Source organism: Rheinheimera sp. B2H12 (genome assembly GCF_059620065.1).
The window spans coordinates 4319079-4345700 of sequence record NZ_CM184363.1; the positions used below are offsets into that span (position 1 = coordinate 4319079).

Consider the following 26622-nt stretch of genomic DNA (forward strand, 5'->3'; position numbering starts at 1 on the left):
AGCTCGTGATAACAGCGAGTGTGATATACAGCTCAGTTAAACTGATTTAATTCCGCCAACCGGCAAATCATACAATCTTCCTTGAGTCGCCATGCTGTGGAATACGAAGATGATGTATTTTCTATTTTTCGCAAAATAGCATAGTTATTGGCTTTGGAAAATGCAAAGCCGGCAGAATGCCAATCTGACGCTTTATTTTTCGGCTAACTGACAAAATACATGGCTAAATCAGCCAAATAATGCAGACGTCCTGCCATCTGAGTTGCCTGATGTTGTTTTTTCCAACAGTGGCAATTGCCCGATTGCGACTGATTTAATGCCTCAATAAAACAGTTTCCTCTGATGCGACTTTGTTTTATGGTGTCAATTCTGGTCGCTAAGGGGGTTCAGATGTCCGCCTGGAATCACACACTACAGCAACATAGTCCCTGGTTTGCCGCCTTAACTCAGGTGCAGCAGCAACAACTGCTGGCAGGGGCCAAAATGATCCAACTCGCCCAGGGCTGCCGCTTATTTGCCCGCGGTGACAGCTTCGATGGCATTTACGTGGTGCTCGGCGGGGCGGTGCTGATCTCCGGTTTACATGCTGGTGGCAAAGAAGCGCTGCTGACGATCGTCAACTGCGGCGATTGGTTTGGTGAAATTGCGTTATTTGACCAGCAAAGCCGGACTCATGATGCCATTGCCAGCTGTGCGACCACCTTATTTCATTTACCTGCGCCTTTTCTGCAAACATTACTGGCCCAACAGCCATGCTGGTGGCAATTGTTTGGCCGGCTGTTGACCGAAAAAGTCCGCTTGGTGTTTCGCGCAATGGAAGATATCAGCCTGCAACCGGCGAAGGTACGTTTGGCGCGCCGGTTATTAATGTTATGTCGCTTACAGGGTCAGCAACCTCAGTATCAAATTCTGATCCAGCAGGAGCAATTGGGTCAGTTATTATCGTTATCCCGCCAAACCACCAATCAGTTGTTACAACAATTAGCGCAGCAAGGCGTGGTGAAGCTGGCTTATGCCAGTATTGAAGTGACAGATCCAGAGTTATTACAACAACTGGCTGCCTCAGACTAAAACTGGCGGGCGGCTGGTCTCAACTGAGCTGCTGCTATATCCACAGAACCGGGGTTAAATGTCAGCCAGTTGACAGAGTTATGCTCCGTGAAGGTGCAGAGTAAGCTATCAGTCACTCAGCAGTGGAGCTTACGATGAAAACTCTGGCCGAACATTTAATTCAGTACAGCCATTACCACAGAGTTAAACAAAACATCCTGACCCATTTTGCCGGGATTCCGCTTATCCTGATTGCTTTGCTCAGTTTATTATCAGTGCCACTGTTTCAGCAGTCGCAGCTAACACCCGCCTTGATGCTTTGGTTAGTCAGCTCAGTATTTTATTGCAGGCTGGATTGGCGTTTTGGTCTGACGATGTTACTACTCCACGGACTCTGTCTGGCTCTGGCACAGCAATTGGCGCAGTTAGCTACAGCGGCCTGGTTAGGCTGGTCGGTCGCTCTATTCATGTTCGGCTGGCTGCTGCAGTTTATTGGCCATTATTTTGAAGGACGCAAACCGGCTTTTGTCGATGACATCACAGGTTTGCTGATTGGACCTTTGTTCGTCGTCGCTGAACTGGCTTTTAAACTCGGATTACGACCAGAGTTGGCGGCCCAAATTATCGCAGCTGCGGGTCCGGAGCGGTCATGGCGGCAGTAAGCACGACCACCAGCTAGGCTCATGGTCTGGTCGTGCCTTTACTCTTCGCTGGCTGAGCGGAATTTCAGCTGTACGCCTTTGATAAAGTTGCGCAATACCTGATCCTGACAGGCGCGGTAATGGTGATGATCCGGCCGGCGGAAAAAAGCGCTCAATTCATGTTTGCTCAAACGGAAATCGGCCAGCTGCAATAAAGCCAGAATGTCGTCGTCTTTCAAATCCAGCGCAATTTTTAATTTGCGAAACACAATATTGTGATTCAGTTTGCTTTCCGCTTCTGGTTGCGGACCTTCTTTACGACCACGTTTTTCGATAATCAAGCCATTCAGAAACTGCGCTAAGGCCAGATCAGTGATAGCAACAAAAGCGGTATCATCATCTTTTTTCAACCAGTCGCTAACCTCAGCCCGGCTCACTTCAAGCCCGCTATGCGCAAAAATCTTGATCATGGTGCTGTCATTAAAATCAAAAGCGTAACGCAGGCGACGTAAAATCTGGTTATTGGTCACAACATATTCCTACAGGCGGTTTGCCGCCAGACAATCAACTAAACCCAAAACAATGGCTACTTTAGCAGATCTGACGGCAAAAAGCCGCAGTCGCAGCGGACCAACGCCGTGTTATAGTCGAGTTTTCAGCTTGCTTGGATCCACCTGTGAATTCCATCGCCGTATTTATCGACGTGCAAAATATTTATTACACCTGCCGGCAGAGTTATGGCCGGCAATTTAATTACCGGCTGTTATGGCAGCAACTGACAACCCTTGGCAACATCAAATACGCCAGAGCTTATGCCATTGAAGCTGTTGATGATCAACAACATAAGTTTCAGGACGCACTGCGTCATATCGGTTTTGAAGTGAAATTAAAACCCTATATTCAGCGCCGGGATGGCAGCAGTAAAGCTGACTGGGACGTTGGGATAACCATTGATGTGTTGACGCTGGCCAGTGAAGTTGACCAATTAGTGCTGCTGTCCGGTGACGGCGATTTTGCTTTGTTGCTTGATGCGGTGCGGCAAAGAACCACTTGCCGCAGCCTGGTCTATGGCGTGCCAGCGTTAACGGCGCATGCACTGATCAACAGTGCCGACGAATTCAGGCCCATTTTGCCTGAACTGTTACGTTAATCCTGCCACCACCAATTGGTTCCGCCCTTGTTGTTTCGCCAGATACAAGGCCTGGTCGGCGCGTTGAAACAATTGGTTATATTGTTCACCCGGTTGCCACTCGGCCACCCCAAAGCTGGCGGTTAAAGGCATGTCATCGGCAATCCGCTGTGACTGCAACTGCGTCAGGATCCGGCTGGCAATAGCACGACTTTCGGCCAGCCTTGTGTCCGGCAATAACACCACAAATTCATCACCACCATAACGTGCCAATACATCGGTTGGCCGCAACGACTGCTGGGCTATCAGGCATAACTGCTGTAATGCCAGATCACCGGTCTGATGGCCATAACTGTCGTTGATTTTTTTCAGTAAATCGATATCAAACACGATCAGCGACAAGGGTAATTGCTGATGCTGACTGCGTAACAATGCCATTTTTGCTTGCTGTTCCAGCAACTCGCGATTAGCGACCTGAGTGACAGCATCGGTAAAAGCCACTTGCTGCAAGCGTTGGTTGTCAGCAATCAGCGTCGGTAAGGTCAAACCAAACAGCGTATTGGCAGCCAGCACATTCAGCGCAAACTGGTAAACCATCACATGATCCATCAGGGCAAATACATGCACCCAGAGCGCAATAAAAAAACTGCTGAGAGTCAGACCTAGCAAGTTAACCAGCACCGACTCAGTACAAGCCAGCCACATATGCGGGATCACCAAAAAAAACACCACAAAAGCGCTATATCTGGATTCTGTCACTGCCGCCAGCCACATCATCAAGGTCAGCAAGGCGATATTCAGCAACAGTTTCAGCCAACTGTACCGGCTGATTTGTTGCTGGATGCCAACAAATTCGGTCAGACGATACAACAAACCAGGCTTCAACTGGCTAGCCAACAGACAGAACAGCGGCGTCATCACCAGCACACCCGCCATATCACCAATCCAGAAAGGTAACCAGGTTTGACTGATATCCGCGACCGGTAACATCTGGCAAAACACCAACTGTGCGATCACCGCGACAGCCGCTAATAAGGTGGTCAGGCAGCCAATCAGTAAAAATGCGATGGTTAGTTTTGGTAGCTGTAACTTGGGTTGTTGTACCAGATGGCGTAATAACAACGCGCCAGCGGCGTAAGGTGTAATATGCGCCACCGCAAATAACAAGCCCGCTTGCAAGGTTTGCCAGCCGTTCAGCGGTAATTGATAATGTTGTACTGTCCAACTGGTGACGGTGACGGCCACCAGCACTAAGGCCGGCACAGCCGCGAAGCCAAGCAATAACAAAGCGGCAAAAGTTAAACCTGCGGCGGGGAACCAGACACTGGCATGATGGGTATATTCAACCAGATAACCGGCTTGCCACACCGCTAACCAAAGCAAAAACAAACAGAGTTGCTGACGCCAGCCACCTGTTGCCACCAGAGTCAGATACTGCGCCAGATACTGCGCCAGTGTGCGGGCGCAGTTTGAAGGTGGTTGTTTTGTCATACCAGCAGAAACCCATCACTGCGTCATCAAGGTTGATCAGTATCACGATAGACGCTTTACTGCATGCAAAATCAGCAGTGAGCATACCAGTTTTGCCAGCACTGGCGAATATTTTGGCAGCGCCTTGACAAAAAAAAAACGCCAGTGCAACTGCACTGACACCGGCGTCTGATTACATCTGTTTCGACTATAGGGTAAAGCGCGCCACTGCCTGATTCAGCTGACCAGACAACGCCTTCAGATCATGCGCCACTTTACTGCTATGGCCGGTCGCTTCGGTATTTTGTGCCGACATCGTTGCAATACGCTCGATATGACCCGCCACCTCCTGGCTGGCGGCATTCTGCTCGCTCAGATTCAGCGAGATTTGCTCTATCACTGTCAGCACTTGCTGGAAACTGCGCTGAATTTCAGTGATGGCGGTACCGGCCTGGGCCGCCAGTTCTACCCCTTGGTTGACCTGGGTCACACCGCTGCCCATTTGACCTACGGCATCTGAAGTACCGGATAAAATCAGTCCAATCATGGTAGAAATTTCACTGGTCGATTGCGTGGTCCTCTGTGCCAACATCCGGACTTCGTCGGCGACCACGGCAAAACCGCGACCTTGTTCGCCGGCCCGTGCCGCTTCAATAGCCGCATTCAGGGCCAGCAGATTGGTCTGATCGGCAATGCCTTTGATGACACTGACAATACTGGAAATTTGTTCCGACTGTTTCCCCAACTCTTCAATGCGGTTGGAGGCAGACCTGACGACTTGGGCAATCCGTTCCATACTGCTGACGGTATTACTGATCACCTGACTGCTTTGCTCGGCCTGCCGGCCTGAATCACTGGCAATTTGCCGCGCTTCTGCTGAACTGCCTGAGACATGATTGATACTCACACTGAGTTCTTCCACTGCAGCGGCAATAGAAGAGGAAGCCCGTGATTGCTCGTTGGCGGAAGCATTCAGTTGCTCGGCTGTAGCGGCGACCACAGCACTGGCACTGCCGAGTTCACCAGAGGCCTGTTTGATATCCCCTAATAACTGCCGTAACTGATCTTGCATCACATCAATACCAGCCAGCAACTCACTGATTTCATCACCACCACTGCTATCAATCCGATTATTCAGCCGGCCTGATGCCACTGCAGAGACTAAATTTTTCGCCGTGTTCAGCCGGTTTTGCAAGGTATTTTTCAGGTAGATGGCCATCACTACGGACACGACTAATACCGCCAGTCCACCCAGTAGCAGACTGGCAAACGCCATAGTGCGGGCCGAAGCCACTGAAGCTGTGCGTTCTGCCAGCAAGCTGCGCTCTGTTTCAATAAAACGGCTCAGTTCCAACCGGATAGTATCCATAAACACTTTACCTTTACCACTTCGCACCGAAGCCAGCACCTCGCTGATTTTGGCTGGCTCACCCTCCGCCGCACGCATTTGGGCAATTTCCGGTTCGATCACCTGACTGAGCCAGTTTTGCATCTGCTGTTCGATTTTATGCAGCACCGCCTGTTGAGCCGGATTATCCTGAGTTAATTGCAGTAATTTCGCCAGATCCTCAGCCGCGCCTTTTTTGCCGATATGGTATGGCTGCAAAAAGTCCTCGCTGCCCGTGACAATGAAACCCCGCTCGGCTGTTTCAATGTTTAAAAGATCTTCCGCCAGCGTATTGGCTGTACGGATCACATTAAAGGTGTGGTCATTCAGCGCCACCGCCTGTTGCATATTTTGCATCTGAGTCAGCGATATCAGTGTTGAAATTACCACTAGCGTGACAATTACCACAAAAGCAGAAACCAGTTTTTTGATTAACGTCATGCCAGATCCTTATTTGCAGGCCACAGGTTAAATTCAAGTCAGAGCAGATAATGACCAGCCAAGTCATAGGCTTGGCTGCGACACCTCAGTAGCCAGCTTAGTACAACAACAGCCAATGTCTAACATCAGGCTGGCACATTCGATACATCTACAGCAGCAAAGCATAGTTGGATCAGTTTTTTTATCTGTTCTGCTCCCTCAAGTCAGCACCAGATGCTGCCACTCGTATCCCCGATCAGGCTATGGCATAATTGCCAGATGGTTTTTTATCTGCGCTGCAATCTATGCTGAAAATGGTTTTGCCTTTGCTTTGTGCACTGCCCTGTCTGGCGTTAGCTGCCAGCGATATCGCTGGCCAGCCCATCACGCCATTGCAGTTTTGTTACGAAGATAAAGCTTTACCGCCTTATTATCTGGGCAATAATGCCACCATTCCTGAAGGCAGGCCTGGTGCCAGCATCGAACATTTACGCCGGCTCAGCGCCGCTATCCCCAATCTGCAACTACAGCTGACGCGTTTACCATGGAAACGTTGTCTGGCAGCGTTAGAGGCAGGTCAGGTCGATGCGGTCATCGCGAGTTTCCAGCCTGAGCGGTTGGCGATAGCTCAGTACCCGATGCAAGGCCAACAACCGGATCCAGAGCGCGGCTTTGGCGCCCATCAGACTTGTCTGGTCAGCCGGCAGGATGCGCGCTGGCATTGGGATGGCGCGCGCTTTTATGGTGTAGATGAGTTGATTGTGGCCAGACCGCTGGGTTATGCGCCACTGAAAAGTCCAAGCCAGCAAAAAATGACTATGCATTACACGTTATCCGGCACTATGGATCTGGCGTTGCTGGCCAAAGGACGTATCCATGCCGTCACGACCTTATGCCAGATTGCTGGTCAAGCAAGCGCTTCAGCAGCAATCACGGCAAAAGGTTTAAAAGTGTTACAACCGCCGCTTTACAGCAATACCGGTTATCTGGTGTTTAGCAAACAGTTTTACCAGCGTCAGCCACAAGTGGCCGCCGCTTTATGGCAACAGTTGGCGATAGACAAAGGCACAGATATTTATTTGCGTTATCTGGCCGAATAACAGCTCAAACGCCGGCCCGGGCAAACAGCACCAGGTCCGCCAGATCGGGTCTGATGCCAATAGTTTCACCCAACTGATGCTGATGATGACTAGGGGCCAGACAACTGAGGCGCTGGCCCGCCAATTCCAACTGATACAACATATGGGCACCACGAAAAGCCCGGTTCAGCACCCTTGCCTGCAAGGGGCTGGCCGGATCCGGTACAATATCATCCGGCCGGATCAGCACATCGACCAAAGAACCAACAGCAAAACTATGCAGCTCAGTACTGAACACACCAAGACAAGTGTTCACCTGGCCTGTGGCCAGCACCTGACCTGCCACTAAATCACCCTGACCAATAAAATCGGCCACAAACCGATTGGCAGGTTGATGATACAACTGATAAGGGCTACCCCACTGCTGCAACATGCCGTGTGACATCACGCCAATCCAGTCAGCCATGGCAAAGGCTTCATGCTGGTCATGGGTCACCATCACAGCGGTGATCTGTAACTGACGTAAAATAGCCCGGATATCCCGTGCCAGACTATCGCGTAAATCGGCGTCCAAGCCGGAGAAAGGCTCATCCAGCAGCAAGAGTCTGGGAGCCGGCGCCAGCGCTCTGGCCAATGCCACCCGTTGTTGCTGGCCACCAGATAACTGATGAATATACCGATCGCCCATCCCCGCCAGGCCAACCAGTTGTAGCATCTGCTGCACTTTTTGCTGCCGGGCTGATTTTGACTGCCGGAACAGACCAAAAGCGATATTCTCTGCCACAGTTAAGTGCGGAAATAACGCATAATCCTGAAACACCACGCCAACCTGCCGTTGTTCGGCTGGCAACAACCAACCAGGCTGACTGACCAGACTGCCATCCAGCAACACCTGACCAGCCGCCACAGCTTCAAAGCCAGCGATAGCCCTCAAGATACTGGTTTTGCCAGAACCTGACGGGCCAACCAGACAACCAATTTCGGCTTTTTGCAGACTAAAACTGACATCTTTCACCACCAGACAAGATTGATAAGCGACGGCAATTTGGTGCAAGGTTAACATCAGCAACTTCTCCGTTCTGAGCGGTCCAATGCCCGCGCCAGCAGCATGACAGGCCCCAGGCTAATCAGCACTATGGTCAGCGCCGGCAATGCAGCGTCTGCCAGCCGCTCATCAGAGGCCAGTTCAAAACTGCGCACCGCCAGCGTATTAAAATTAAAAGGTCTGAGTAGCAAAGTGGCGGGTAATTCTTTCAGCACATCGACAAACACCAATAATAAAGCCGTCAGCACTGAAGCACGCAACAACGGCAGATGGACCCGCCATAACACCAGTCGGCCGGATAACCCCAGCGAGCGGGCAGCCTGATCCATACTGGGTTTTATCTGCCCCAGGCCAGCTTCAATTCCCTGCAGCGCCACCGCTAAAAACCGCACTGTATAGGCCAGTAATAAGGCAAATAAAGTCCCGGATAATAATAAACCGCTGCGCAGACCAAACTGCTGCTCCAGCCACAGATCCAGTTGATTATCCAGATAGCCCAGCGGCCACATCACACCAATGGCAATCACAGTGCCTGGCACCGCATAGCCCATGCCGGCCAGGCGGATCAGCAGTTGTGACGGCCATTGTTTATAAAGTCTTAAGCCATAGGCCAGCAACAGGGCCACCGCCACCACCAGCACTGCTGCCATGATCGCCAAGCTGAAACTATGCCATAACAACTGTAAATAAACCGGGCTCAACAGTTGCTGCCAGTCTTGTAAGGCCCAGCTCAGTAATACCGCGGCAGGCCATAAAAAACCCAAGGTCAGCGGCAACAACGCCAGCAGCAGCGCCAGCACGGCTTTGCCGCCACGCAATTGCCGTCCTGCCACCGCCTGATGCGCCTGCCCCTGATAAAAAAAGTGCAGTTGACGACGCGAGGCCAACTCCAGATAAATCAGCACCAATACCAGCGAACAGAGCAGCGCCGCTAACTGAGCCGCGCCGCTTTGTTGGCCCATGCCAAACCAGGTGCGGAAAATGCCCGTGGTCAGGGTCGGCACGCCAAAATATTGCACGGTACCGTAATCGGCAAAAGCTTCCATCATCGCCAGCGCCATACCGGTCACCAGCGCCGGTCTGGCCATAGGTAAAGTGACTTTGAAAAAATGCTGACGCCGCGACAGGCCGAGACTCAAACTGGCTTCGGCCAGCCGTGCCGACTGGGCAGCAAAGGCTGTGCGCGCCAGTAAATAAACATAAGGGTACAACACCAGTGACAGCAACAAGATAGCGCCGCCTAAGGAGCGAATTTGCGGGAAATAATAATCGCCATAACGCCAGCCAAAGCTGTCACGTAAGGCGGTTTGCAACGGACCGGCAAAATCCAGCATGCCGGTATAGGTATAAGCAATGATATAAGCCGGCATCGCCAGCGGCAGCAACACCAACCATTGCAGCAGATCGCGGCCAGGAAAGCGGTAAAACACCAGCAACCAGGCCAGACTGGTGCCAATCAGCAAAGCACCGACGCCGACCCCGGCCGCCAGCAATAACGAATTTTGCAGATAATCGGCCAGCACTGTGCTGCGCAGATGCTGCCACAGCGGCCAATCAGGCTGCAACCAGCTGCTAAATACCACCAGCAACGGCAATAATAACAACAAAGCCAGCGCCAACACCGGTAGCTGTGGCAACCAGGCGCGCCAGCGCTCAGCACGCAATAGCAGTGATTTCTGCCGATCCAGCACAACCGGCTCCGACAGCTTCATAGCGCAACAGGCCAGCTGATTAGCTGACCTGTGACCACAACAACAACTCTCAATCCAGCCCCACCTTGGTAGCGGGACTCTGCGTTTTTATTTCCAACCGGCTTTATCCATCAATTGCAATGCCTGGGCGTTCAGTTCGCCTAATTTGACCAGCGGCAGCTGCTCAGCTTTAAATGCACCAAAGCTTTTGAGCACAGCGCTTTGACTGACCGATTTTAACACTGGATATTCATGGTTGGTACTGGCATACCAGTTTTGTGCTTCCGGTTGCACCATATATTCGATAAGTTGCTGTGCCTGCGCTTTATTTTTGGCGTATTTGGCCACTGCGGCACCAGAAATATTGATATGAGCCCCCCGATCAGCCTGATTTGGCCAGAACACTTTGACTTGTTTAGCGGCAGGTGCATCTTTGGCATCATCAAACATGCCGGCTAAATAATAGGTATTGGCGATGGCGATATCACAAACGCCAGCTGCCGCCGCTTTAATTTGGTCGCGATCGCCACCTTTCGGCGGCTGGGCGAAATTGGCCACTAAACCTTTGGCAAATTGCAGCGTTTTTTCTTCGCCGATGCTGGCAATCATGGCCGCAATCATCGACTGGTTATAAATATTGTCAGAAGAACGGATACAAATCCGACCGCGCCATTTCGGCTCTGCCAGCGCTTCCAGCGTGGATAACTCGGCCGGATCCACTTTACCTGGTACATACACAATAGGCCGCGCCCGCACTGTCAAACCAAACCAATGCGCCGCTGGGTCGCGCAAGTGCGCCGGAATACTGTCATCAAGCAGCTTGGATTGGATGGGTTGCAATAAGTCTTGTTGCTGCGCCCGGTATAACCGGCCAACATCGGTACTGATGAGCACGTCGGCCGGGCTGTTACGGCCTTCACTCGCCATCCGGCTAATCAGTTCATCCGGTTTGCCGGTGATTAGATTGACTTTGATACCAGTGCTGGCGGTAAATTTATCCAGCACTGGTTTGATCAGTTCTTCCTGACGGGCGGAATACACATTCACTTCGCTGGCCTGTGCCAGGGTGCTGCAACCAGCCAGCAGCAGCGCTACTGCCGGTCGGCTGAATAAAGTACGGATCATCAAAGTTTCCTCTTGCTGAAAGTGAAATAAATGTCAGATGACGGCAAGGCGCTTGTCATAGTGGCAGCGCCTTGCTGTTGCAAGTATACATAAACAAGAATAATTCTCAACAAAACTACGATAACCGCGCCAAATCAACGCCAGACAGGGGGTAACAGGTTGCCAGCTGACAGACGCTTGGCCTATGCTAACGCCAGTTTTGCTTGTTTTTGGATGATTTACTATGAAATTACTGTTTTCGATCAGTTTGTTAGCTGCTTTTTTCGCTCCGCTGAGCCTGGCGGCTGAAAAACTGACAGCCCCCATGCTCTGGCAAGTGGCCCGACCCAGTGGTTTACAGGTATCTCCGGATGGTCAGCGTGCCGTATTTAGTCTGACCCGCTACGATCTGAGCAGCGACAAAGGCAATGCCGACATTCAACTGCTGGAACTGGCGTCCGGTAAACAAATCACACTCACCAGCCATAGCGCCAGTGATACCCATCCGATCTGGAGTCCGGATGGTCGCCGTATCGCATTTTTATCCAAGCGGGACCAGCAACATCCGCAATTGTATGTGATGCCGGTGTTTGGCGGCGAAGCCAAAGCCATCACCAAATTACCGGTCGCTGTCACTGCTCCGCATTGGTTTAATGACGGTAAAAAATTGCTGTTTGTGGCCAAGGTGCCTGCCGGCTTTAATGGTGATTTTGCTGCTCTGGCACAAGCCCAACAACAAAAAGCGGCAGCCAAAGGCAGTGACAATATCAGTGCCAAAGTCAGTGAAAACCGGGTTTATCGCTTTTGGGACCAATGGTTGACTGACAATTGGTACCCGCAGTTTTTCAGTGTTGACATCGACAGCGGCGAAATCCGCTCGCTGACCCCGAACTGGCAACGCTGGTTCAGCCTGGATGGGGCTGCTGAATACGATTTGTCGCCGGATGATAAAACCATTGCCGTCAGTGCTGTCACCAGCCCTGCCCCCTACCAGCAATTAAACCGGGATATTTTGCTGGTAGATACCGATGGCAGTGGCAGTTTTGTCAATATCACTGCAGCCAATAAGGCCGACGACAGCAAACCGTTGTTTAGCCCGGATGGCAGAACCCTGGTGTATGGCGCGCAAAAACGGTTGGACTTTACTGACGATGCGGTTCGGCTGATGAACTTTAACCTGGCGAAAAAAACCGCCAGCCCGCTGGCCGCCAATGTCGATTTATCCGCCGCCCAATGGCATTTTTCCAAAGACAGTAAAATGTTGTACTTCACTGCGGCCGATAAAGCGCGCGAATCGGTGTTTTCAGTGCCAGTGCAGGGTGGCGCGGTGAAACAAGTGTTGCGCCAGGGCAGCAACGAGCAATTCCAGGTTGCCAATGCCCAGCAATTTGTGTTGGTGCAACATGGCATCAGTCAGTTGCCGGAAGTGTTTTTACTGGATAATCAAAGCCGCACCCTGAAACAAGTCAGCCAGTTTAACCAACAGCTGCAACAACAGGTGCAATGGGGCAAAGTTGAAGAAGCCTCTTTTGCCGGCGCCGATGGCAAGCCCATCCAGATGTTTATTGTGTATCCACCCAATTTTAATCCCAGCCAGCGTTGGCCTTTGCTGAATCTGCTGCATGGCGGCCCGCACAGTTATTTTGGTGACAGTTTCAGTTATCGCTGGAATCCGCAGGTGTTTGCCGCCGCCGGTTATGTCACTATTTTGCCAAACTTTCATGGTTCGACCGGCTTTGGTGAGGCTTTTACCGCCTCTATCCATGGCGATCATGCCAGTAAACCTTTCTTCGACTCGGAAGCGGCGGTCGATTACATGGTGTCACGCGGTTTTATCGATGAAAGCAGGGTGGCCGCTGCCGGTGGCAGTTATGGCGGTTATCTGGTGAACTGGATAGCAGGTCATAGCAGCAAATATAAAGCGCTGATTTCACACGCTGGTGTTTACAACCTGCTGAGTCAGTTCGCCTCCGACAGCACCCTGCACCGGCCTGCCGCTTACGGTGGCTCGCCCTGGCAAGACAAGGATAAACTACAGCAGGTGAATCCGGCGATGTTTGCCGAAAACTTCAGTATCCCGATGCTGGTCACGCATGGTGAGCTGGACTACCGGGTGCCGGTAACGCAAGGGCTGGAACTCTATGGAGTCCTCAAGGGCAAAAATATCGAAGCGCGATTGGTGTATTTCCCGGATGAAAACCATTGGATCCTAAAACCAAACAATGCCATTTTCTGGTATCAGGAATTTATCGATTGGCTGAACCGTCATCTGGGCGCCAGCCCAGACGCTTAACACCACAGCTGGCAGCGTGCTGACGAATAGCACGCCCTGCCTTGCTTCACAGGACCTTCTATGCTGCAGCAGTATCAACAGCAAGTCGAGCAAGGGCTCTTGCAATTCGACCCGGTACAATGGTTTTGTTTGCAACAACTGGCAACTCTGGCCGGACAATTGCACATGACCCAGCCATCAGCAGTTGCAGCACAACGTGGCATTTATCTGCATGGCCCTGTGGGTCGCGGCAAAACCATGCTGATGGACAGTTTTTATCAGCATTTAGCCACGAAGCGCAAAATTCGGCTGCATTTTCATCACTTTATGGCTCGCGTGCATCAGGAATTATACCAACTGAATGGCCAGCCGGAACCGCTGCGTCAGATTGCCGCCCAATGGGCACGGCAGTATCAGGTGCTCTGTTTTGATGAGTTTTTTGTCACGGATATTGGTGATGCCATGCTGCTGGGCACCTTATGGCGCGAGCTGTTTACCTTGGGTGTCGTGCTGGTCACCACCTCCAATGCGCCGCCGGATGAGCTGTACCGCAATGGCCTGCAGCGCAGCCGATTTTTACCCACCATTGCGTTATTACAACAGCATTGTCAGGTGTTGCCGCTTGATCATGGGCTGGATTACCGCCGCTTAAGCGCTGCCGATTTTCGTTATTATCAGTTAACCTCGACCGACCCGCACAGCCTGCGCTGGTTGCAGCAACAAACCGAGCAACTGACAGGCCCGCTGCAGTTCATCAGCGAATTGCGCCTGCTGCAAAGAACTGTGCCTTGTTTATGGCGCAATGAACGTGCTATCGGTTTTGATTTTATGGCCTTATGCTCGGGCCCGCGCAGTCAGCTCGATTATATGGCGCTGACCAGCGACTATCGGCTGATTGCCGTTGCCAATGTACCGCAATTTACCCGCGTCTCGGACACTGCTATTTTGCATGGGGTGGAAGAAAATTATCAGCGTGAAGCGCAGGAACTGTTTGTCAGCAAACTCGACAACGAAGCGCGCCGTTTTATCGCATTAGTGGACGAATGTTACGATCGCCGCTGTTTATTACTGCTGACCGCGCAAGTACCGGTGGCTGAACTCTACCAGGCCAGCCAGCTAAGTTTTGCTTTTGAACGCACTGTATCAAGGTTGTACGAGATGCAGAGCTGGCAACTGGACGCTGTGAGCTCGTGATGCAGCACCTGATGCATGAGACCCTGCGGTACTGCAGGCTGGCGGTGTTGGCTTTGGTTGCCAATCCAGGTTAGCTGCTGCCGCTATCGGGGATTGATTCTGATTTTAATAGGATTTTTTGTATGAAACTCTGGTTTAGGTTCCTACTGCTGGCGAGCTGCTGGCAACTGAGTGGCGCTGCCACCGCCTCCTCTGAACTCAAAGCCGCCACTTTAACGCTGGCCGTTGATCAGGCGCCTGTCTGCGCAAGTTTCTTGACGGTGATGCAACAGCGTTACGCCTCGAAATTACCATTTCGCGACAGACAACAGTTACAACCCGCCGTGACTGAAGACATCCGCCTTGAGCCGATGCAATCCCCCAGGCCTGTGCTGACTTTCCAGCAAGATATCTCAGATCCAGCCTGGCAATGGCTACAGTGGACGCCTTTATTACAGCGCGCCGCCTTTTTTAATGGCGCGCTGGGTTTCAGCGACCACAATACCTTGTTAATGTCACCGCAAGCGCCAGCGGAAGTGGCAGACCGCTTGCTGTTAAGGATCAATATGCTGGGCTGGCGCGGACCTTTCGCCGAATATTTTCTGCTACCTCCTGAGCAAGCACAAGTTTTACTGCAGCCTGAGCTTATTGAGGATGAACTCAGCGCATTTTTACAGCCTTATCGGCTGGCTGTGGAAAATCAGCCGGCCGGCATGTTAGCAAGCCCGAATAATTTGTTTTTATTTCAACAACATTTGTACTACCTAGGGAGTGAACAGACAGTTTGGCGGCTTTGGCCGCAGCCACAGCAAGTGTGCAAAATTGCTCAAACCAAGTTGCCGGATCTGGCAGCTGTGCGTGCTTTGCATCTGGTGGTGATGGATACTTATGTCACCGCTGGTGAAAATCAGCACCATGGCAGCATGGGCTTTCGACCGCCAATAGGCGACGGCGTCTGGTATCAGTTGTTGACCAGACCCTGGTTACTCAAACCAATCACCGCCAACTGTCAGGACTCAGCCTGTATTGGCACTACAGCAGTGGCGCAATGGCTGCAGTATTTTGGCGCAGCGGATGCCTGGAGCCAGCGTGAAGCCAATGCTTTGCGCGAATTGATGCTGTTGGCTGCCCCGGCACTGAGCAATTTCTACCGCCAGCAGTTTAGGCTGTCTGCCGAAGTGGCAGCACAACTGGCAGCGCGGGCACTGCAGAATTACCTGTATCAGGCCAGTGGTAACAAAAACCTGCCGCCTGAGCTGGCCGTCAGTCCTTGTGGCGAGGATGGAGCAGCCAACAACATCGCGCCTCCTTGTGCCTGGCAAGCAGATTACCCGCTCGACCAACTGGACAAACTGCCACCAGCGGCACTGCAGCAACTGCTGACCACAAAAAACTGGTATGGCAAAACGGCCTTGATGTGGGCGGCGCATTTCAACGATTACGATGCGATAGTGCAATTGCTGGCATTCAACACTCAGCTCAATGACCAGACCTCAGTGCAATCTCAGTGGCAACAACTGCAGCAAGACCAGCGCAGCGCACTGATGTATGCAGCCGAAAATGGCTCTGCTGCCACCATCGCCTTACTGCTAAATGCCGGAGCTGATGCCACAGCAAAAGATAGCGCTGGCCATGATTTAGCATTTTATCTAAATAAAAACAGAAGTTTACAGTTGTCTGGTTTAGGAGATTCGTCACTGGCGCAATTACAGAAACACAAAGCCCCGGCAGCAACTTTCTCTTGTACTGATGTGAAACGCGCTCATGAGCAACAATTGTGTGCCTCGGCTGGGCTTAGAATTTACGATACAGAATTAACTTTACGCTACCAGGCCCTTCAGCACACCGCGATAGCGCCGGACTTAAAACAGCAGCAACGACAATGGCTGAAAAACTTATGGACAGCGTGTAAGCGCACCGACAACACAGAGCAGTTGACCTGTTATAAAACACAGTACCGGGCGCGGATCCGGATGCTGGACATGCTCCTCTCACAGCTGCAACCTCAACTGGGTGCTGACGCCAGGGCAATCGCCTACTAGCGTATAAAGAATCTAAAAATCAATCATTTGAAAGTTGGATCTCAGAGTGATGTCAGCCGGGCTCTGAGAAGTCCTTGAGCCGGCGCGCAGCATTGCCTACAATAGCGCTCTTTTTTCTTCAACACAGATCAACAGCATGAACGATACTACAGCTCGCCCGGCCTTACCGGATCGCCTTTGCGTCCATCCTCGCAGCCCATTCTATGCGGCGGAAATTTTCGAATTTGACATTGGCATCCGCCTCAATGGCAAAGAACGGTTTGATGTCGAAGAATATTGCATCAGCGAAGGCTGGGTCAGAGTACCAGCTGGCAAAGCGGTTGATCGCCGTGGCCAAGCGTTGTTAATCACCATCAAAGGTACAGTCGAAGCTTTTTATCGTTAAGTTTGCTACCCGGCCTGCTGCTTTGGTTGGCAGCAGGCGTAAGCTGAGCAGCAACAAGCTGTTCGCATTCATCGACCGCGGTACTCCCCAAGTCACCCCAACCTCCACGATGATTTTCAAACCGGCCAATTGGCAGCATGGCTCACAACACAGATCCCGCTGTACACGCCCCTCTCGACAACAAGTAAAAGCAAAGTTACACTAGTTACAATTTTTAACATAATTCCCTAAAAGGATTTTCATGGACACTCAAACTAACCATGCGGCGCAGGCTCGCAGCGGTCGTATCCACTTTAGTGGGCGCGGCAGCGAATTTTTTGGCATCTGGATTGTGAATATTTTGCTCAGTATTCTGACGCTTGGTATTTACAGCGCATGGGCAAAGGTCAGAACCATGCAGTATTTTTATGGCCATACCCAAATTGATGGCCATGCTTTCCGTTATCTGGCGACCCCGATGCAAATTCTGAAAGGCCGTTTGCTGGCGGTCGGGCTATTTTTAGTGATTTCACTGCTGACCAATCTGTTCCCGTTAGTGGCCATTATCGCCGCCATTGCCTTTTTATTTATCATGCCTTGGCTGCTGATCATGAGCGTGCGCTTTAACCTGCGGATGACCAGTTACCGCAATGTCCGCTTTGGTTTTCAGGGTGGCTATGGTGATGCGATGATTAATTTTATGCTGTTGCCATTTCTTAGTATTTTCACCTTATACCTGGCGTTGCCATGGGTATTAAAACGGCTGGATCAGTATGTATTTGGCAATATCAGTTATGGCGGTAAAACCTTTGTCGTCAACACCAGCACCAGCAGTTATTACCGGGCCGCGCTGATGGCGTTACTGGTGTGTGTTGGCTTAGTGGGGTTAGCGATTGTGATTGCCGTGGCCCTGCAATTCAACGCACAGGATAACGATCTGAAAGCGGCGCCTTGGTTGTTTGTGCCCTTGATGCTGGCTTATCTGGCATTATTAACCCTGACAGGTGCTGTCTATCAAGCCATCATCCGCAATCATTTATTTAATGCCACCACTTTACCTGAACTGGCCAGTTTCAAATCTGATGTACCAGTACTGAAGTTATTTCTGGTCAGCCTGACCAACCTGTTATTGATTGCCGTTTCACTTGGTTTAGCTTATCCCTTCGCGAAAATCCGCATCAGCCGACTACTCGCTGCACATACCGAAGTGACAGTCCAGCCGGCGCTGGATCAACTGCGGGATCAACTGGCTGCTGAATCTTCCGCCTTTGCCGATGATGCCGCAGGTTTGTATGACGCCGACTTTTCGTTAACCTGATATGCAGCCAGTCGCAGGGACTTTTTATTTTGCCGCCAGCAGCCAGTGCTGTGCGGCGCAGCTGCAGATCACGGCCAGCGTATTGCAGATTTATCAGTCCGCCGATCAACAGCTGGTGTGGCAAGGCACTGACTTCAGTCAGGGTGCCGATTTGCCTGGCCTGGCACAAGAACTGCGGTTTAGTGATGGCAGTTATTTTATTCCGGCCGACCTCAGTTTCAGGCTCAGCCGGCGGCTGCTCGCAACACAAAACGCCAGTCTGGCCACCCGATTGGAACAGCATAAAGGTGTGATTCTGTTGTCGGTGCTGTTGGTGCCACTGCTGTTGTGGTGGCTGACCATGGTGGGGATGCCAAAACTGGCTGTCGCGCTGCTGCCGTGGCTACCGCAAGCGGCAGTGCAGGCGGTTGATAAACAAACGCTGCAACTGTTGGATCAAACCCTGTTAGATCCATCCAAACTGCCAGCGCAGGAGCAACAACAATGGCAACAACAATGGGTGCAGGCGATGCAAGCGTTACCGGCCAATGCCAGAGTCAAGGTGGATATCCAGTTTCGTGATGCCGCCAAACTGGGGCCCAATGCTTTTGCGTTACCGGCTGGTACGCTGGTATTTACCGACCAGTTGGTGCAATTATTGCGCGATAAACCTGATGCTTTACTGGCGGTATTTCTGCATGAAGCCGGCCATGTCCGTCACCAGCATGGCTTGACCTTACTGGTCCAATCAACGGCAACCACTGTAATGTTTGCCATCTTATTCAGCGACTTGGAAGGTCTGACTGAAACTCTGCTCGGCACCGGCAGTAGTTTGTTGCAACATAGCTTCTCACGCCAAATGGAAAGTCAGGCCGACGATTTTGCCACCAGTCAGTTATTGCTGCTAGGCAAAGCGACCACAGGTTTTATCGACGCCATGCAAGCTATCCAGCAAGCGGCAGCCGGTCAGGATGCTGAGACCATCGAAAGCTGGACTCGCTATCTCAGCAGCCACCCCAGCAGCAGTGAACGGATTGAGCAAGCGAAAGCAAAACAGCAGCCAACAAGCAAATAGCATTCAAGGCTTAACGCTCAACCGCTGCTGATGCGCGCTAAAGTCCGGTACTGCGCGCTGATAAGCCTGCTGTAACAAAGTGGAATGCACAATAAAATCTGCGGTGGCGCTATTACAGGCCACCGGGATATTCCAGACCACTGCAAGTCGGATCAGGGCTTTGACATCCGGATCATGCGGTTGTGATGACAGTGGATCCCAGAAAAAAATCAACCAATCAATTTTTTGCTCGGCGATCAGGGCGCCAATTTGTTGATCGCCGCCTAAGGGACCACTGGCAAAACAGTGGACCGGCTGCGCCAATGCGCAACTGAGCAAACGGCCTGTGGTGCCGGTGGCGTATAAGGTTTTATCTTGGAAAAAGCCGGCATGTCGCTCCACCCATTGGATCAGTTCGGCTTTTTTTCCATCATGGGCCACCAGTGCTATTGATTTCATTCAGTATCCCTCTTTTGGCTGCGACAATAAGTTCGGATGGCAGAAGGTAGCAATCCAGCCACGGCAGCATAAGATCGATTCGTGCGCAGCGCACCAAAAAAAAGCCCGGCAAAGCCGGGCAAACAACCAAGGTCCACGTAAAACTCAGTTATTGGTTCACGATGCGTTTCATCGCCGTCATGTAACCACGTAATTTTTTACCCACGATTTCCACCGGGTGCTGGCGGATAGCCTCATTGACTGCAATCAAGCGGATATTATCCACGCCAGTGTGAGCGGCATTGAGTCCGCGGCCAAGCAATTCTGGACTGATGGTATTGACCAGTTCGCGCAGCAGTGGCACTGCAGCGTTGGCAAACAGGTAGTTACCATATTCAGCGGTATCGCTAATCACCACATTCATTTCATACAAGCGTTTGCGCGCAATGGTATTGGCGATCAGCGGTGTTTCATGTAATGACTCATAATAAGCTGATTCTTCGACAATACCGGCTTCCACCATGGTTTCAAACGCCAGTTCTACCCCAGCTTTCACCATCGCCACCAATAATAGTGCGCGGTCAAAATAATCTTGTTCGGCAATCTGTTCGGCTGAAACTGGCGCATTTTCAAAGCCACTTTGTCGGGTTTCTTCCCGCCAGCCTAACAGCTGTTGGTCGTCATTGGCCCAGTCTGCCATCATGGTGGCTGAGAACTGACCCGAAATAATGTCATCCATATGCTTGGCAAACAGCGGTCTTAACAGACCTTTTAACTGCTCAGCCAACTCAAAGGTTTTGATTTTGGCCGGATTTGACAGTCGGTCCATCATGTTGGTGATGCCACCGTGCTTCAGCGCTTCGGTGATAGTTTCCCAACCGTATTGGATCAATTTGGCGGCATAACCTGCTTCATAACCATCAGCCACTAATTTGTCATAAGCTAAAATAGCGCCGGTTTGTAACATGCCACACAAAATGGTTTGTTCACCCATTAAATCTGATTTCACTTCAGCGACAAAACTTGATTCCAACACGCCAGCACGGTCACCACCTGTCGCCGAAGCATAAGCTTTGGCAATCGCCAGACCACGGCCTTGCGGGTCGTTTTCCGGATGCACTGCAATCAGGGTTGGCACGCCAAAACCACGTTTATATTCTTCCCGCACCTCAGTGCCCGGACATTTCGGCGCCACCATAATCACCGTGATATCAGGCCGGATTTGGGTGCCTTCTTCGACAATATTAAAGCCATGCGAATAAGCCAAGGTCGCACCTTGTTTCATCAAAGGCATCACAGCGTTCACCACAGAGGTATGCTGCTTATCCGGCGTCAGGTTTAACACTAAATCAGCGGTTGGGATCAACTGCTCATAAGTCCCCACCACAAAACCATTCTGGCTGGCCTGAACAAAAGATTTGCGTTGCTGCGCAATGGCATCAGCCCGCAATGCATAAGAGATATCCAGCCCGGAATCACGCATATTCAGGCCCTGATTTAAGCCTTGCGCACCACAACCGACAATGACAACTTTCCAGCCTTGCAGTAAGGTACAACCGTCAGCAAATTCTTCTTTTTGCATGAAACGGCATTTGCCCAGCTGGGTTAACTGCTGACGCAGATTCAGTGTGTTGAAATAATTTGCCATAATGCTGTACCTGAATAAGTTAGTTGCCGGTGGCTGAGGTCGCAACACGACCGTCCAAGCTCTGGGCCGAACAACGCGTGTGGCTGCGTTGTTTTGATGGACAGAGCATAGGCCAGTGTTCATGTTGCGTGAAGTGATATATTATCAAGACAGCATTTCATTTTTTGCAATATTGATTGCGGCATTGGGGCTAAGCCTAGCCCCAACTAGCCAACAGACACAGGATTTTTGATGGATATTCGCAGCGCCCAGCTGTTTTTGCATCTAGCCAGCAGCTTAAATTTCAGTAAAACCAGCGAGCAGTTGTATGTCAGTCCCTCGACTTTGACCCGGATCATTCAGCGGATGGAAGAAGACTTAGGGGTGCAATTATTCAGCCGGGACAATCGTTCGGTCCGACTGACGCCAGCAGGCAGTCGCTTTGTGCAGTTTGTGAAGAAATATCTGGAAGACTGGCATCAGCTCCAGGTCGATTTGGCGCTGACCAGTACTGAACTGCAAGGCCAATTGCGGCTGTTTTGTACCGTCACCGCCAGTTATAGCCATTTACCCGCCATTCTGGATAAATTCCGGCTGTTGTGCCCCAAGGCGGAAATCCAACTGACCACCGGTGATGCCGCCGCCGCCCTGGAAAAAGTCCGGCAGGATGAAGCCGATGTGGCATTGGCAGTCTATCCGCCGAACCTACCATTGAATATTGCCTTCAGTCGCATCGCCCAACTGCCATTACAATTAATAGCACCGGTGATCCCATGTAAAACCAATGACTTATTGGCGCAAAACCCGATACCCTGGCAAGAGATCCCGATGATAGTCCCAGATCATGGTCCGGCCCGCAGCCGCTTGGATCAATGGCTGAAACACGCCGGCATCACCCCGAGTATCGTCGCCAAAGTCGAAGGACATGAAGCCATGGTCAGTATGGTCGCGCTTGGCACCGGCGTTGCCATAGCTCCAGATGCCGTGGTGGTGCACAGCCCGGTAAGGGATCGGGTACGGGCGTTGTCGCTGGATTATCAGTTTGAGCCTTTTGAACTGGGTATTTGTATGCAGTCCAAGCGTTTGCACGAACCGCTGATGCGGACTTTCTGGCAAGTGGCATCGGGTTGAACCTGAATGATGGGGCTAGGTCTGGCGCCGTGTCTTGTTCCAACAGGAACAATAGGGTCAGCGTGAGGACCTGCCCCCTTAGTTCAAACTTATTTAATCACCCGCAAATGCGAGGTCTTTTTGTCGCCTGCCGGCTTGGTCGCTTCGGTCTTGGCAGATTCAGTCGCAACGTTTCCAGCTACTGTTGGCTCAGGTGCTGCGGTATCAGCCACCAGTCCCAGTGCCGGCGCTGCCGGTTCATCCTCAAGTTCTAATTCCGCCAGGTCTTCCGCGGTCAGCTCTTCATCCTCTTCTTCGGCGGTAAACATAGTGCCGGCACCGTTTTCACGGGCATAAATCGCCAGTACGGCGCGCTGCGGAATATTCAGTGCAAAAGGACTGCCGCCAAAGCGGGCATTAAAAGTGACCGCATCATTGCCAAGCACTAAATTACCCACAGCTGACGGGTTAATATTCAGCACAATCTGGCCATTCTGCACATGTTGTAACGGCACCCGCACACCAGGCAGGGTGGCGTCTACCACCAGATAAGGGGTTAGATTGTTATCGACAATCCATTCATAAAAGGCTCTTAACAAATAAGGCCGGTTTGGGGTCATTTTCATCATGCTGTTACCTGCTATAGCTGCTGCCGCGACGGATATCCCGTTCGGCTTCGGTCAGCGACTGTTGGAAGCCGTCACGTTCAAACAACCGGATCATATAATTTTTCAGCTCTTTACTGCCAGGGCCTGACAACTCAATACCCAACAGCGGTAAACGCCATAATAACGCCGCCATATAACAATCGAGGAAACTGTATTCTTCACTCATAAAATAAGCGGTTTCCTGAAATAACGGCGCTATCGATAATAAACTTTCGCGTAAATCACGTCTGGCCTCGGCGGCATCATCAGTGTCTTGCAGAATTTTTTCTGCCATGCCGTACCAGTCATGTTTGATCCGATACAACATCAAGCGGGTTTTTCCCCGTTCAACCGGATAAACCGGTAATAACGGTGGATGCGGGAATCGTTCGTCCAGATACTCCATAATGATATCGGCCTGGTATAACGCCAGGTCCCGATCGAGCAAGGTTGGCAAGGAGCCATATGGATTTACTTCGTACACATCTTCCGGCAAATTATCCCGGCTGACCAGCAGAATATCGGCACTAATCCCTTTTTCTGCCAGTACCATTCTGACCTGATGGCTGTACATATCGTTGGCAGCCGTAAACAACGTCATCGCAGCACGTCTGTTGGCAGATATTGCCATGAATTCCTCCGGATAATTTGAAACGGCAAAGGGGCCCACAGGCCCCTTCACGAATAGTCAGTCACTGACTCAGTGGACGTCTTTCCAGTATTCTTTCTTCAGCAGGAAAGCCAGCACGAAGAAGATTAATAAGAAAATCATCACTTTAATCCCAAGACTGCGGGATTCCAGTTTAGAAGGTTCACCGGTATATTCCAGGTAATTCACCAGATCTGCCACAGCGCGGTCATACTCTTCCGGGCTCAGCTCACCTGATTCATCCGCCACAATACCGACGTACACTTCTTTCGATTCCCCATCAACCAGGCGGGTTTCATACTTCTTGCTTGGCACACCCTGTAGTTCCTGCAGCACGTGCGGCATACCGACCAGCGGGAACACTTCGTTGTTGACGCCAAAAGGACGGCTTGGGTCGACGTAGAAGGAACGCAGATAGGTATAGATCCAGTCCGGACCCCGTACCCGTGCCACGTTGGTTAAATCTGGTGGTGGAGCACCAAACCAGCGTGCCAAATCAGCTTTTGGTGCCGAGTTTTTAATAAAGTCACCGACTTTATTGGCGGTAAAAGCCAGTTCTTGCATACCCACTTCATCTGGAATACCCAAATCACGGAAAGTCCGTGAATAACGTTGGTATTCCATCTGGTGACAGCCCAGACAGTAGTTCTGGAACATCTTGGCGCCACGCTGCAGCGACTCTTTGTCGTGCAGGTCAATCGGCGCTTTGTCCAGATGTACCACGTGCCCTCCTGCTGCCAACGCAGCAGAAGAAGCTACCAGAGCCAGTACTGAGAATAACTGTTTCAGCATTATGATAACCTCACAGGCAGTGGCTTGGTTTTTTCATTTTTACTGTATAACCACAGCAAACCAAAGAACGCGAAATAAGTGAAAGAGAAAATTTGTGCCAGCAGCGTGTAAGTTGGCGTCGCAGGTAACACACCGAGCACCCCCAGCACCACGAAGCTGATACAGAAGTTCACCAGGTTCCATTTGTGAAAGTTGCTGCGGTAACGAACTGAACGAACCGGACAACGATCTAACCATGGCAATAACGCCAGGAAAATAATCGCCAGGAACATAAAGATAGCGCCAAATAACTGATCAGGCACAGCCCGTAAAATGGCATAGAACGGCGTAAAGTACCAAACCGGAGCAATGTGATCAGGTGTTTTCATCGGGTTAGCCGGTTCAAAGTTTGGTGGCTCTAAGAAGAAACCACCACCTTCTGGTGCGAAGAAAATCACCGCACAGAACACCAACAGGAAACCGACCACACCAACAATATCCTTCACCGTGTAATAAGGGTGGAAAGGAATGGCATCGACGATAATTTTCTTACCGCCTTTGGTGAAATACTCATGGAAAGTAAATTTATCCGACACGTTATTTTCAATCTTGCTGCCATCATTTGGCCGCTTCACATCAATACCGTCCGGGTTATTTGAGCCCACTTCGTGCAGAGCAATAATATGCAGGAACACTAAGATCACCAGCACTAATGGCAGTGCAATCACGTGTAAAGCAAAGAAACGGTTTAAGGTGGCGCCAGAAATAACATAGTCACCCCGGATCCACAGCGTTAAATCATCACCAATGCCCGGAATAACACCGAAAATAGAGATAATAACCTGAGCACCCCAGAATGACATTTGGCCCCATGGCAGTAAATAACCCATGAAAGCTTCAGCCATCAGCACCAGGAAAATCAACATCCCGAAGATCCACAGTAATTCGCGTGGTTTCTGGTAAGAACCGTACATCATGCCGCGCAGCATGTGCAGGTAAACAACGACGAAGAAGGCAGATGCACCGGTACTGTGCATATAACGCAGCAGCCAGCCGTAGTCGACGTCACGCATAATGTATTCAACTGAGGCAAAAGCGCGTTCAGCAGAAGGTTCGAAGTTCATGGTTAACCAGATGCCTGTAACAATCTGGTTGACCAGTACTAACATCGCCAGCGAACCGAAGAAGTACCAGAAGTTGAAGTTTTTTGGCGCCGGGTACTGCATGACGTGGAGGTTCATTTTCTCCATAAACGGCATGCGGTATTCGATCCAGCTCATCAGATTTTTAAACATCAGGCAGTCCCCTCGTCAGCACCGATCAATAACATAGTGTCATTATCGGTAAACATATATGGTGGGATCATCAGGTTTTTCGGGGCCGGCACGCCAGAGAACACCCGACCAGCCATATCATAGGTTGAACCATGGCATGGACAGAAGAAACCTGAAGGTAAACCTTCAACATGGGCATCAAAATCACTGAGTTTATAGGTTGGAGAACATCCGAGGTGAGTACAGATCCCCACGGCCACAAAAATCTCCGGTTTAATAGACCGATGCTGATTTTTGGCGTAAGCCGGTTGTTGTTCTTCGTCAGATGCCGGGTCACGCAATTGACCTTCAACTTTGGCAAGCTGTTCTAACATCTCAGGCGTACGTTTTACGACCCAAACCGGTTTGCCACGCCATTCTACCCGAATTAACTGACCTGGCTCGAGTTTGCTGATATTGGCGGTCACAGCTGCACCAGCTTGTTTGGCCTTCTCACTCGGATTCCAGGACGCAATAAAGGGAACAGCAGCTCCAACAGCACCAACGCCACCTACCACTGAGGTTGCGATAGTGAGGAAGCGACGGCGACCATGATCGACTGGCGCATTGCTCATCCACTCATCTCCACGTTTACGCTTAATTTGTGACCAATTTAAGCGGCTGAATTACAGCGATTATTATAAGTTGAAAAATACGGCGGATCATAATGAAAAGCCCTGCCTGATACAAGGATTTAGGCAGATTCTCTTGGGTTCTCAGGAGTATTTTTTTGGCTTTTGTTTGATCCGGCACAAGTCGGTGCCGCCGGGGTCAGATTTTTACAAAATACTAACGCCATGACACCGAGTTGCGTTCTTTATACGCAGAAACTATAGCAGTAGCTTATAA

24 protein-coding genes are annotated in these 26622 nt (G+C 51.0%); 11 read left to right on the top strand and 13 right to left on the bottom strand.

Translation table 11 applies throughout. The features are described 5' to 3' along the window. The first annotated feature begins 390 nt into the window (after positions 1 to 390). Both AC53GJ_RS18420 and AC53GJ_RS18425 read left to right on the top strand, forming a co-directional pair. A complete protein-coding gene (locus tag AC53GJ_RS18420) occupies positions 391 to 1071 on the top strand; it encodes a Crp/Fnr family transcriptional regulator (RefSeq protein WP_496729853.1) in 681 nt (226 codons plus the stop codon). 134 nt (positions 1072 to 1205) lie between these two features. Beyond that, positions 1206 to 1712, top strand: coding sequence for an Mpo1 family 2-hydroxy fatty acid dioxygenase (locus AC53GJ_RS18425; protein WP_496729854.1), 507 nt, complete (start codon positions 1206 to 1208; stop codon positions 1710 to 1712). A 38-nt stretch (positions 1713 to 1750) separates the two neighbouring features. On the opposite strand, the gene AC53GJ_RS18430 is transcribed toward AC53GJ_RS18425, so the two are convergent. After that, entirely contained in the window at positions 1751 to 2221 is a 471-nt protein-coding gene (locus AC53GJ_RS18430; RefSeq protein WP_496729855.1) for a YehS family protein, read from the bottom strand. A 146-nt stretch (positions 2222 to 2367) separates the two neighbouring features. Here AC53GJ_RS18430 and AC53GJ_RS18435 point away from each other — a divergent pair, with 146 nt between their 5' ends. Beyond that, entirely contained in the window at positions 2368 to 2841 is a 474-nt protein-coding gene (locus AC53GJ_RS18435; protein WP_496729856.1) for a LabA-like NYN domain-containing protein, read from the top strand. Here AC53GJ_RS18435 and AC53GJ_RS18440 read toward each other — a convergent pair. Beyond that, complete coding sequence (locus AC53GJ_RS18440; protein ID WP_496729857.1) at positions 2833 to 4311, bottom strand: GGDEF domain-containing protein; 1479 nt, start codon at positions 4309 to 4311, stop codon at positions 2833 to 2835. The two genes, AC53GJ_RS18435 and AC53GJ_RS18440, sit on opposite strands and share 9 nt — an antisense overlap. Before the next feature lie 187 nt (positions 4312 to 4498). Continuing rightward, positions 4499 to 6118 carry a methyl-accepting chemotaxis protein gene (locus AC53GJ_RS18445; RefSeq protein WP_496729858.1) on the bottom strand — a complete coding sequence of 540 codons (1620 nt, stop codon included), beginning with the start codon at positions 6116 to 6118 and terminating at the stop codon, positions 4499 to 4501. A 284-nt stretch (positions 6119 to 6402) separates the two neighbouring features. Here AC53GJ_RS18445 and AC53GJ_RS18450 point away from each other — a divergent pair, with 284 nt between their 5' ends. After that, positions 6403 to 7197, top strand: a complete 795-nt coding sequence (locus AC53GJ_RS18450) for a transporter substrate-binding domain-containing protein (protein WP_496729859.1) — start codon at positions 6403 to 6405, stop codon at positions 7195 to 7197. Positions 7198 to 7201: 4 nt separating this feature from the next. Here AC53GJ_RS18450 and AC53GJ_RS18455 read toward each other — a convergent pair whose 3' ends face one another. The 3 genes from AC53GJ_RS18455 to AC53GJ_RS18465 form a co-directional block, all read right to left on the bottom strand. After that, positions 7202 to 8239, bottom strand: a complete 1038-nt coding sequence (locus tag AC53GJ_RS18455) for an ABC transporter ATP-binding protein (RefSeq protein ID WP_496729860.1) — start codon at positions 8237 to 8239, stop codon at positions 7202 to 7204. Then, complete coding sequence (locus AC53GJ_RS18460; RefSeq protein ID WP_496729861.1) at positions 8239 to 9933, bottom strand: ABC transporter permease; 1695 nt, start codon at positions 9931 to 9933, stop codon at positions 8239 to 8241. The genes AC53GJ_RS18455 and AC53GJ_RS18460 overlap by 1 nt, the downstream gene beginning before the upstream one ends. Positions 9934 to 10020: 87 nt before the next feature. After that, positions 10021 to 11037: a Fe(3+) ABC transporter substrate-binding protein gene (locus AC53GJ_RS18465; protein ID WP_496729862.1), complete on the bottom strand. Its 1017-nt coding sequence runs from the start codon at positions 11035 to 11037 to the stop codon at positions 10021 to 10023. Between the two features lie 223 nt (positions 11038 to 11260). Between AC53GJ_RS18465 and AC53GJ_RS18470 the strand changes: the two genes are divergently transcribed. The 6 genes from AC53GJ_RS18470 (at position 11261) to AC53GJ_RS18495 (ending at position 19239) form a co-directional block, all read left to right on the top strand. Further along, positions 11261 to 13309: a S9 family peptidase gene (locus AC53GJ_RS18470; RefSeq protein WP_496729863.1), complete on the top strand. Its 2049-nt coding sequence runs from the start codon at positions 11261 to 11263 to the stop codon at positions 13307 to 13309. A gap of 60 nt (positions 13310 to 13369) precedes the next feature. Further along, positions 13370 to 14482, top strand: coding sequence for a cell division protein ZapE (gene zapE / locus AC53GJ_RS18475; protein WP_496729864.1), 1113 nt, complete (start codon positions 13370 to 13372; stop codon positions 14480 to 14482). A gap of 122 nt (positions 14483 to 14604) precedes the next feature. Then, entirely contained in the window at positions 14605 to 16503 is a 1899-nt protein-coding gene (locus tag AC53GJ_RS18480) for an ankyrin repeat domain-containing protein (protein WP_496729865.1), read from the top strand. A 136-nt stretch (positions 16504 to 16639) separates the two neighbouring features. After that, positions 16640 to 16888, top strand: a complete 249-nt coding sequence (locus tag AC53GJ_RS18485; protein WP_496729866.1) for a DUF3297 family protein — start codon at positions 16640 to 16642, stop codon at positions 16886 to 16888. Positions 16889 to 17129: 241 nt separating this feature from the next. Continuing rightward, on the top strand, positions 17130 to 18185 hold the full coding sequence (locus AC53GJ_RS18490) for a YjgN family protein (protein WP_496729867.1): 1056 nt from the start codon (positions 17130 to 17132) through the stop codon (positions 18183 to 18185). A gap of 1 nt (position 18186) precedes the next feature. Then, positions 18187 to 19239, top strand: coding sequence for a M48 family metallopeptidase (locus AC53GJ_RS18495; RefSeq protein WP_496729868.1), 1053 nt, complete (start codon positions 18187 to 18189; stop codon positions 19237 to 19239). Positions 19240 to 19242: 3 nt separating this feature from the next. Here the strand turns inward: AC53GJ_RS18495 and AC53GJ_RS18500 are convergent, their stop codons facing one another. Then, positions 19243 to 19677, bottom strand: a complete 435-nt coding sequence (locus AC53GJ_RS18500) for a methylglyoxal synthase (protein WP_496729869.1) — start codon at positions 19675 to 19677, stop codon at positions 19243 to 19245. A gap of 148 nt (positions 19678 to 19825) precedes the next feature. Next, on the bottom strand, positions 19826 to 21304 hold the full coding sequence (gene ilvC / locus AC53GJ_RS18505) for a ketol-acid reductoisomerase (RefSeq protein ID WP_496729870.1): 1479 nt from the start codon (positions 21302 to 21304) through the stop codon (positions 19826 to 19828). Positions 21305 to 21535: 231 nt separating this feature from the next. Here ilvC and ilvY point away from each other — a divergent pair, with 231 nt between their 5' ends. Then, a complete protein-coding gene (gene ilvY / locus AC53GJ_RS18510) occupies positions 21536 to 22414 on the top strand; it encodes an HTH-type transcriptional activator IlvY (protein WP_496729871.1) in 879 nt (292 codons plus the stop codon). A gap of 89 nt (positions 22415 to 22503) precedes the next feature. Here the strand turns inward: ilvY and AC53GJ_RS18515 are convergent, their stop codons facing one another. The 5 genes from AC53GJ_RS18515 to petA form a co-directional block, all read right to left on the bottom strand. After that, complete coding sequence (locus AC53GJ_RS18515) at positions 22504 to 23022, bottom strand: ClpXP protease specificity-enhancing factor (protein ID WP_496729872.1); 519 nt, start codon at positions 23020 to 23022, stop codon at positions 22504 to 22506. Between the two features lie 4 nt (positions 23023 to 23026). Then, positions 23027 to 23671 (bottom strand): stringent starvation protein SspA, encoded by a 645-nt coding sequence (gene sspA, locus AC53GJ_RS18520; RefSeq protein WP_496729873.1) that lies wholly within the window; start codon positions 23669 to 23671, stop codon positions 23027 to 23029. Between the two features lie 69 nt (positions 23672 to 23740). Further along, positions 23741 to 24481, bottom strand: coding sequence for a cytochrome c1 (locus AC53GJ_RS18525; RefSeq protein WP_496729874.1), 741 nt, complete (start codon positions 24479 to 24481; stop codon positions 23741 to 23743). Further along, complete coding sequence (locus AC53GJ_RS18530; RefSeq protein WP_496729875.1) at positions 24481 to 25755, bottom strand: cytochrome b; 1275 nt, start codon at positions 25753 to 25755, stop codon at positions 24481 to 24483. Before AC53GJ_RS18530 ends, AC53GJ_RS18525 begins: the two co-directional genes overlap by 1 nt. Further along, on the bottom strand, positions 25755 to 26348 hold the full coding sequence (gene petA, locus AC53GJ_RS18535; protein ID WP_496729876.1) for a ubiquinol-cytochrome c reductase iron-sulfur subunit: 594 nt from the start codon (positions 26346 to 26348) through the stop codon (positions 25755 to 25757). The genes AC53GJ_RS18530 and petA overlap by 1 nt, the downstream gene beginning before the upstream one ends. Between the last annotated feature and the right edge of the window lie 274 nt (positions 26349 to 26622).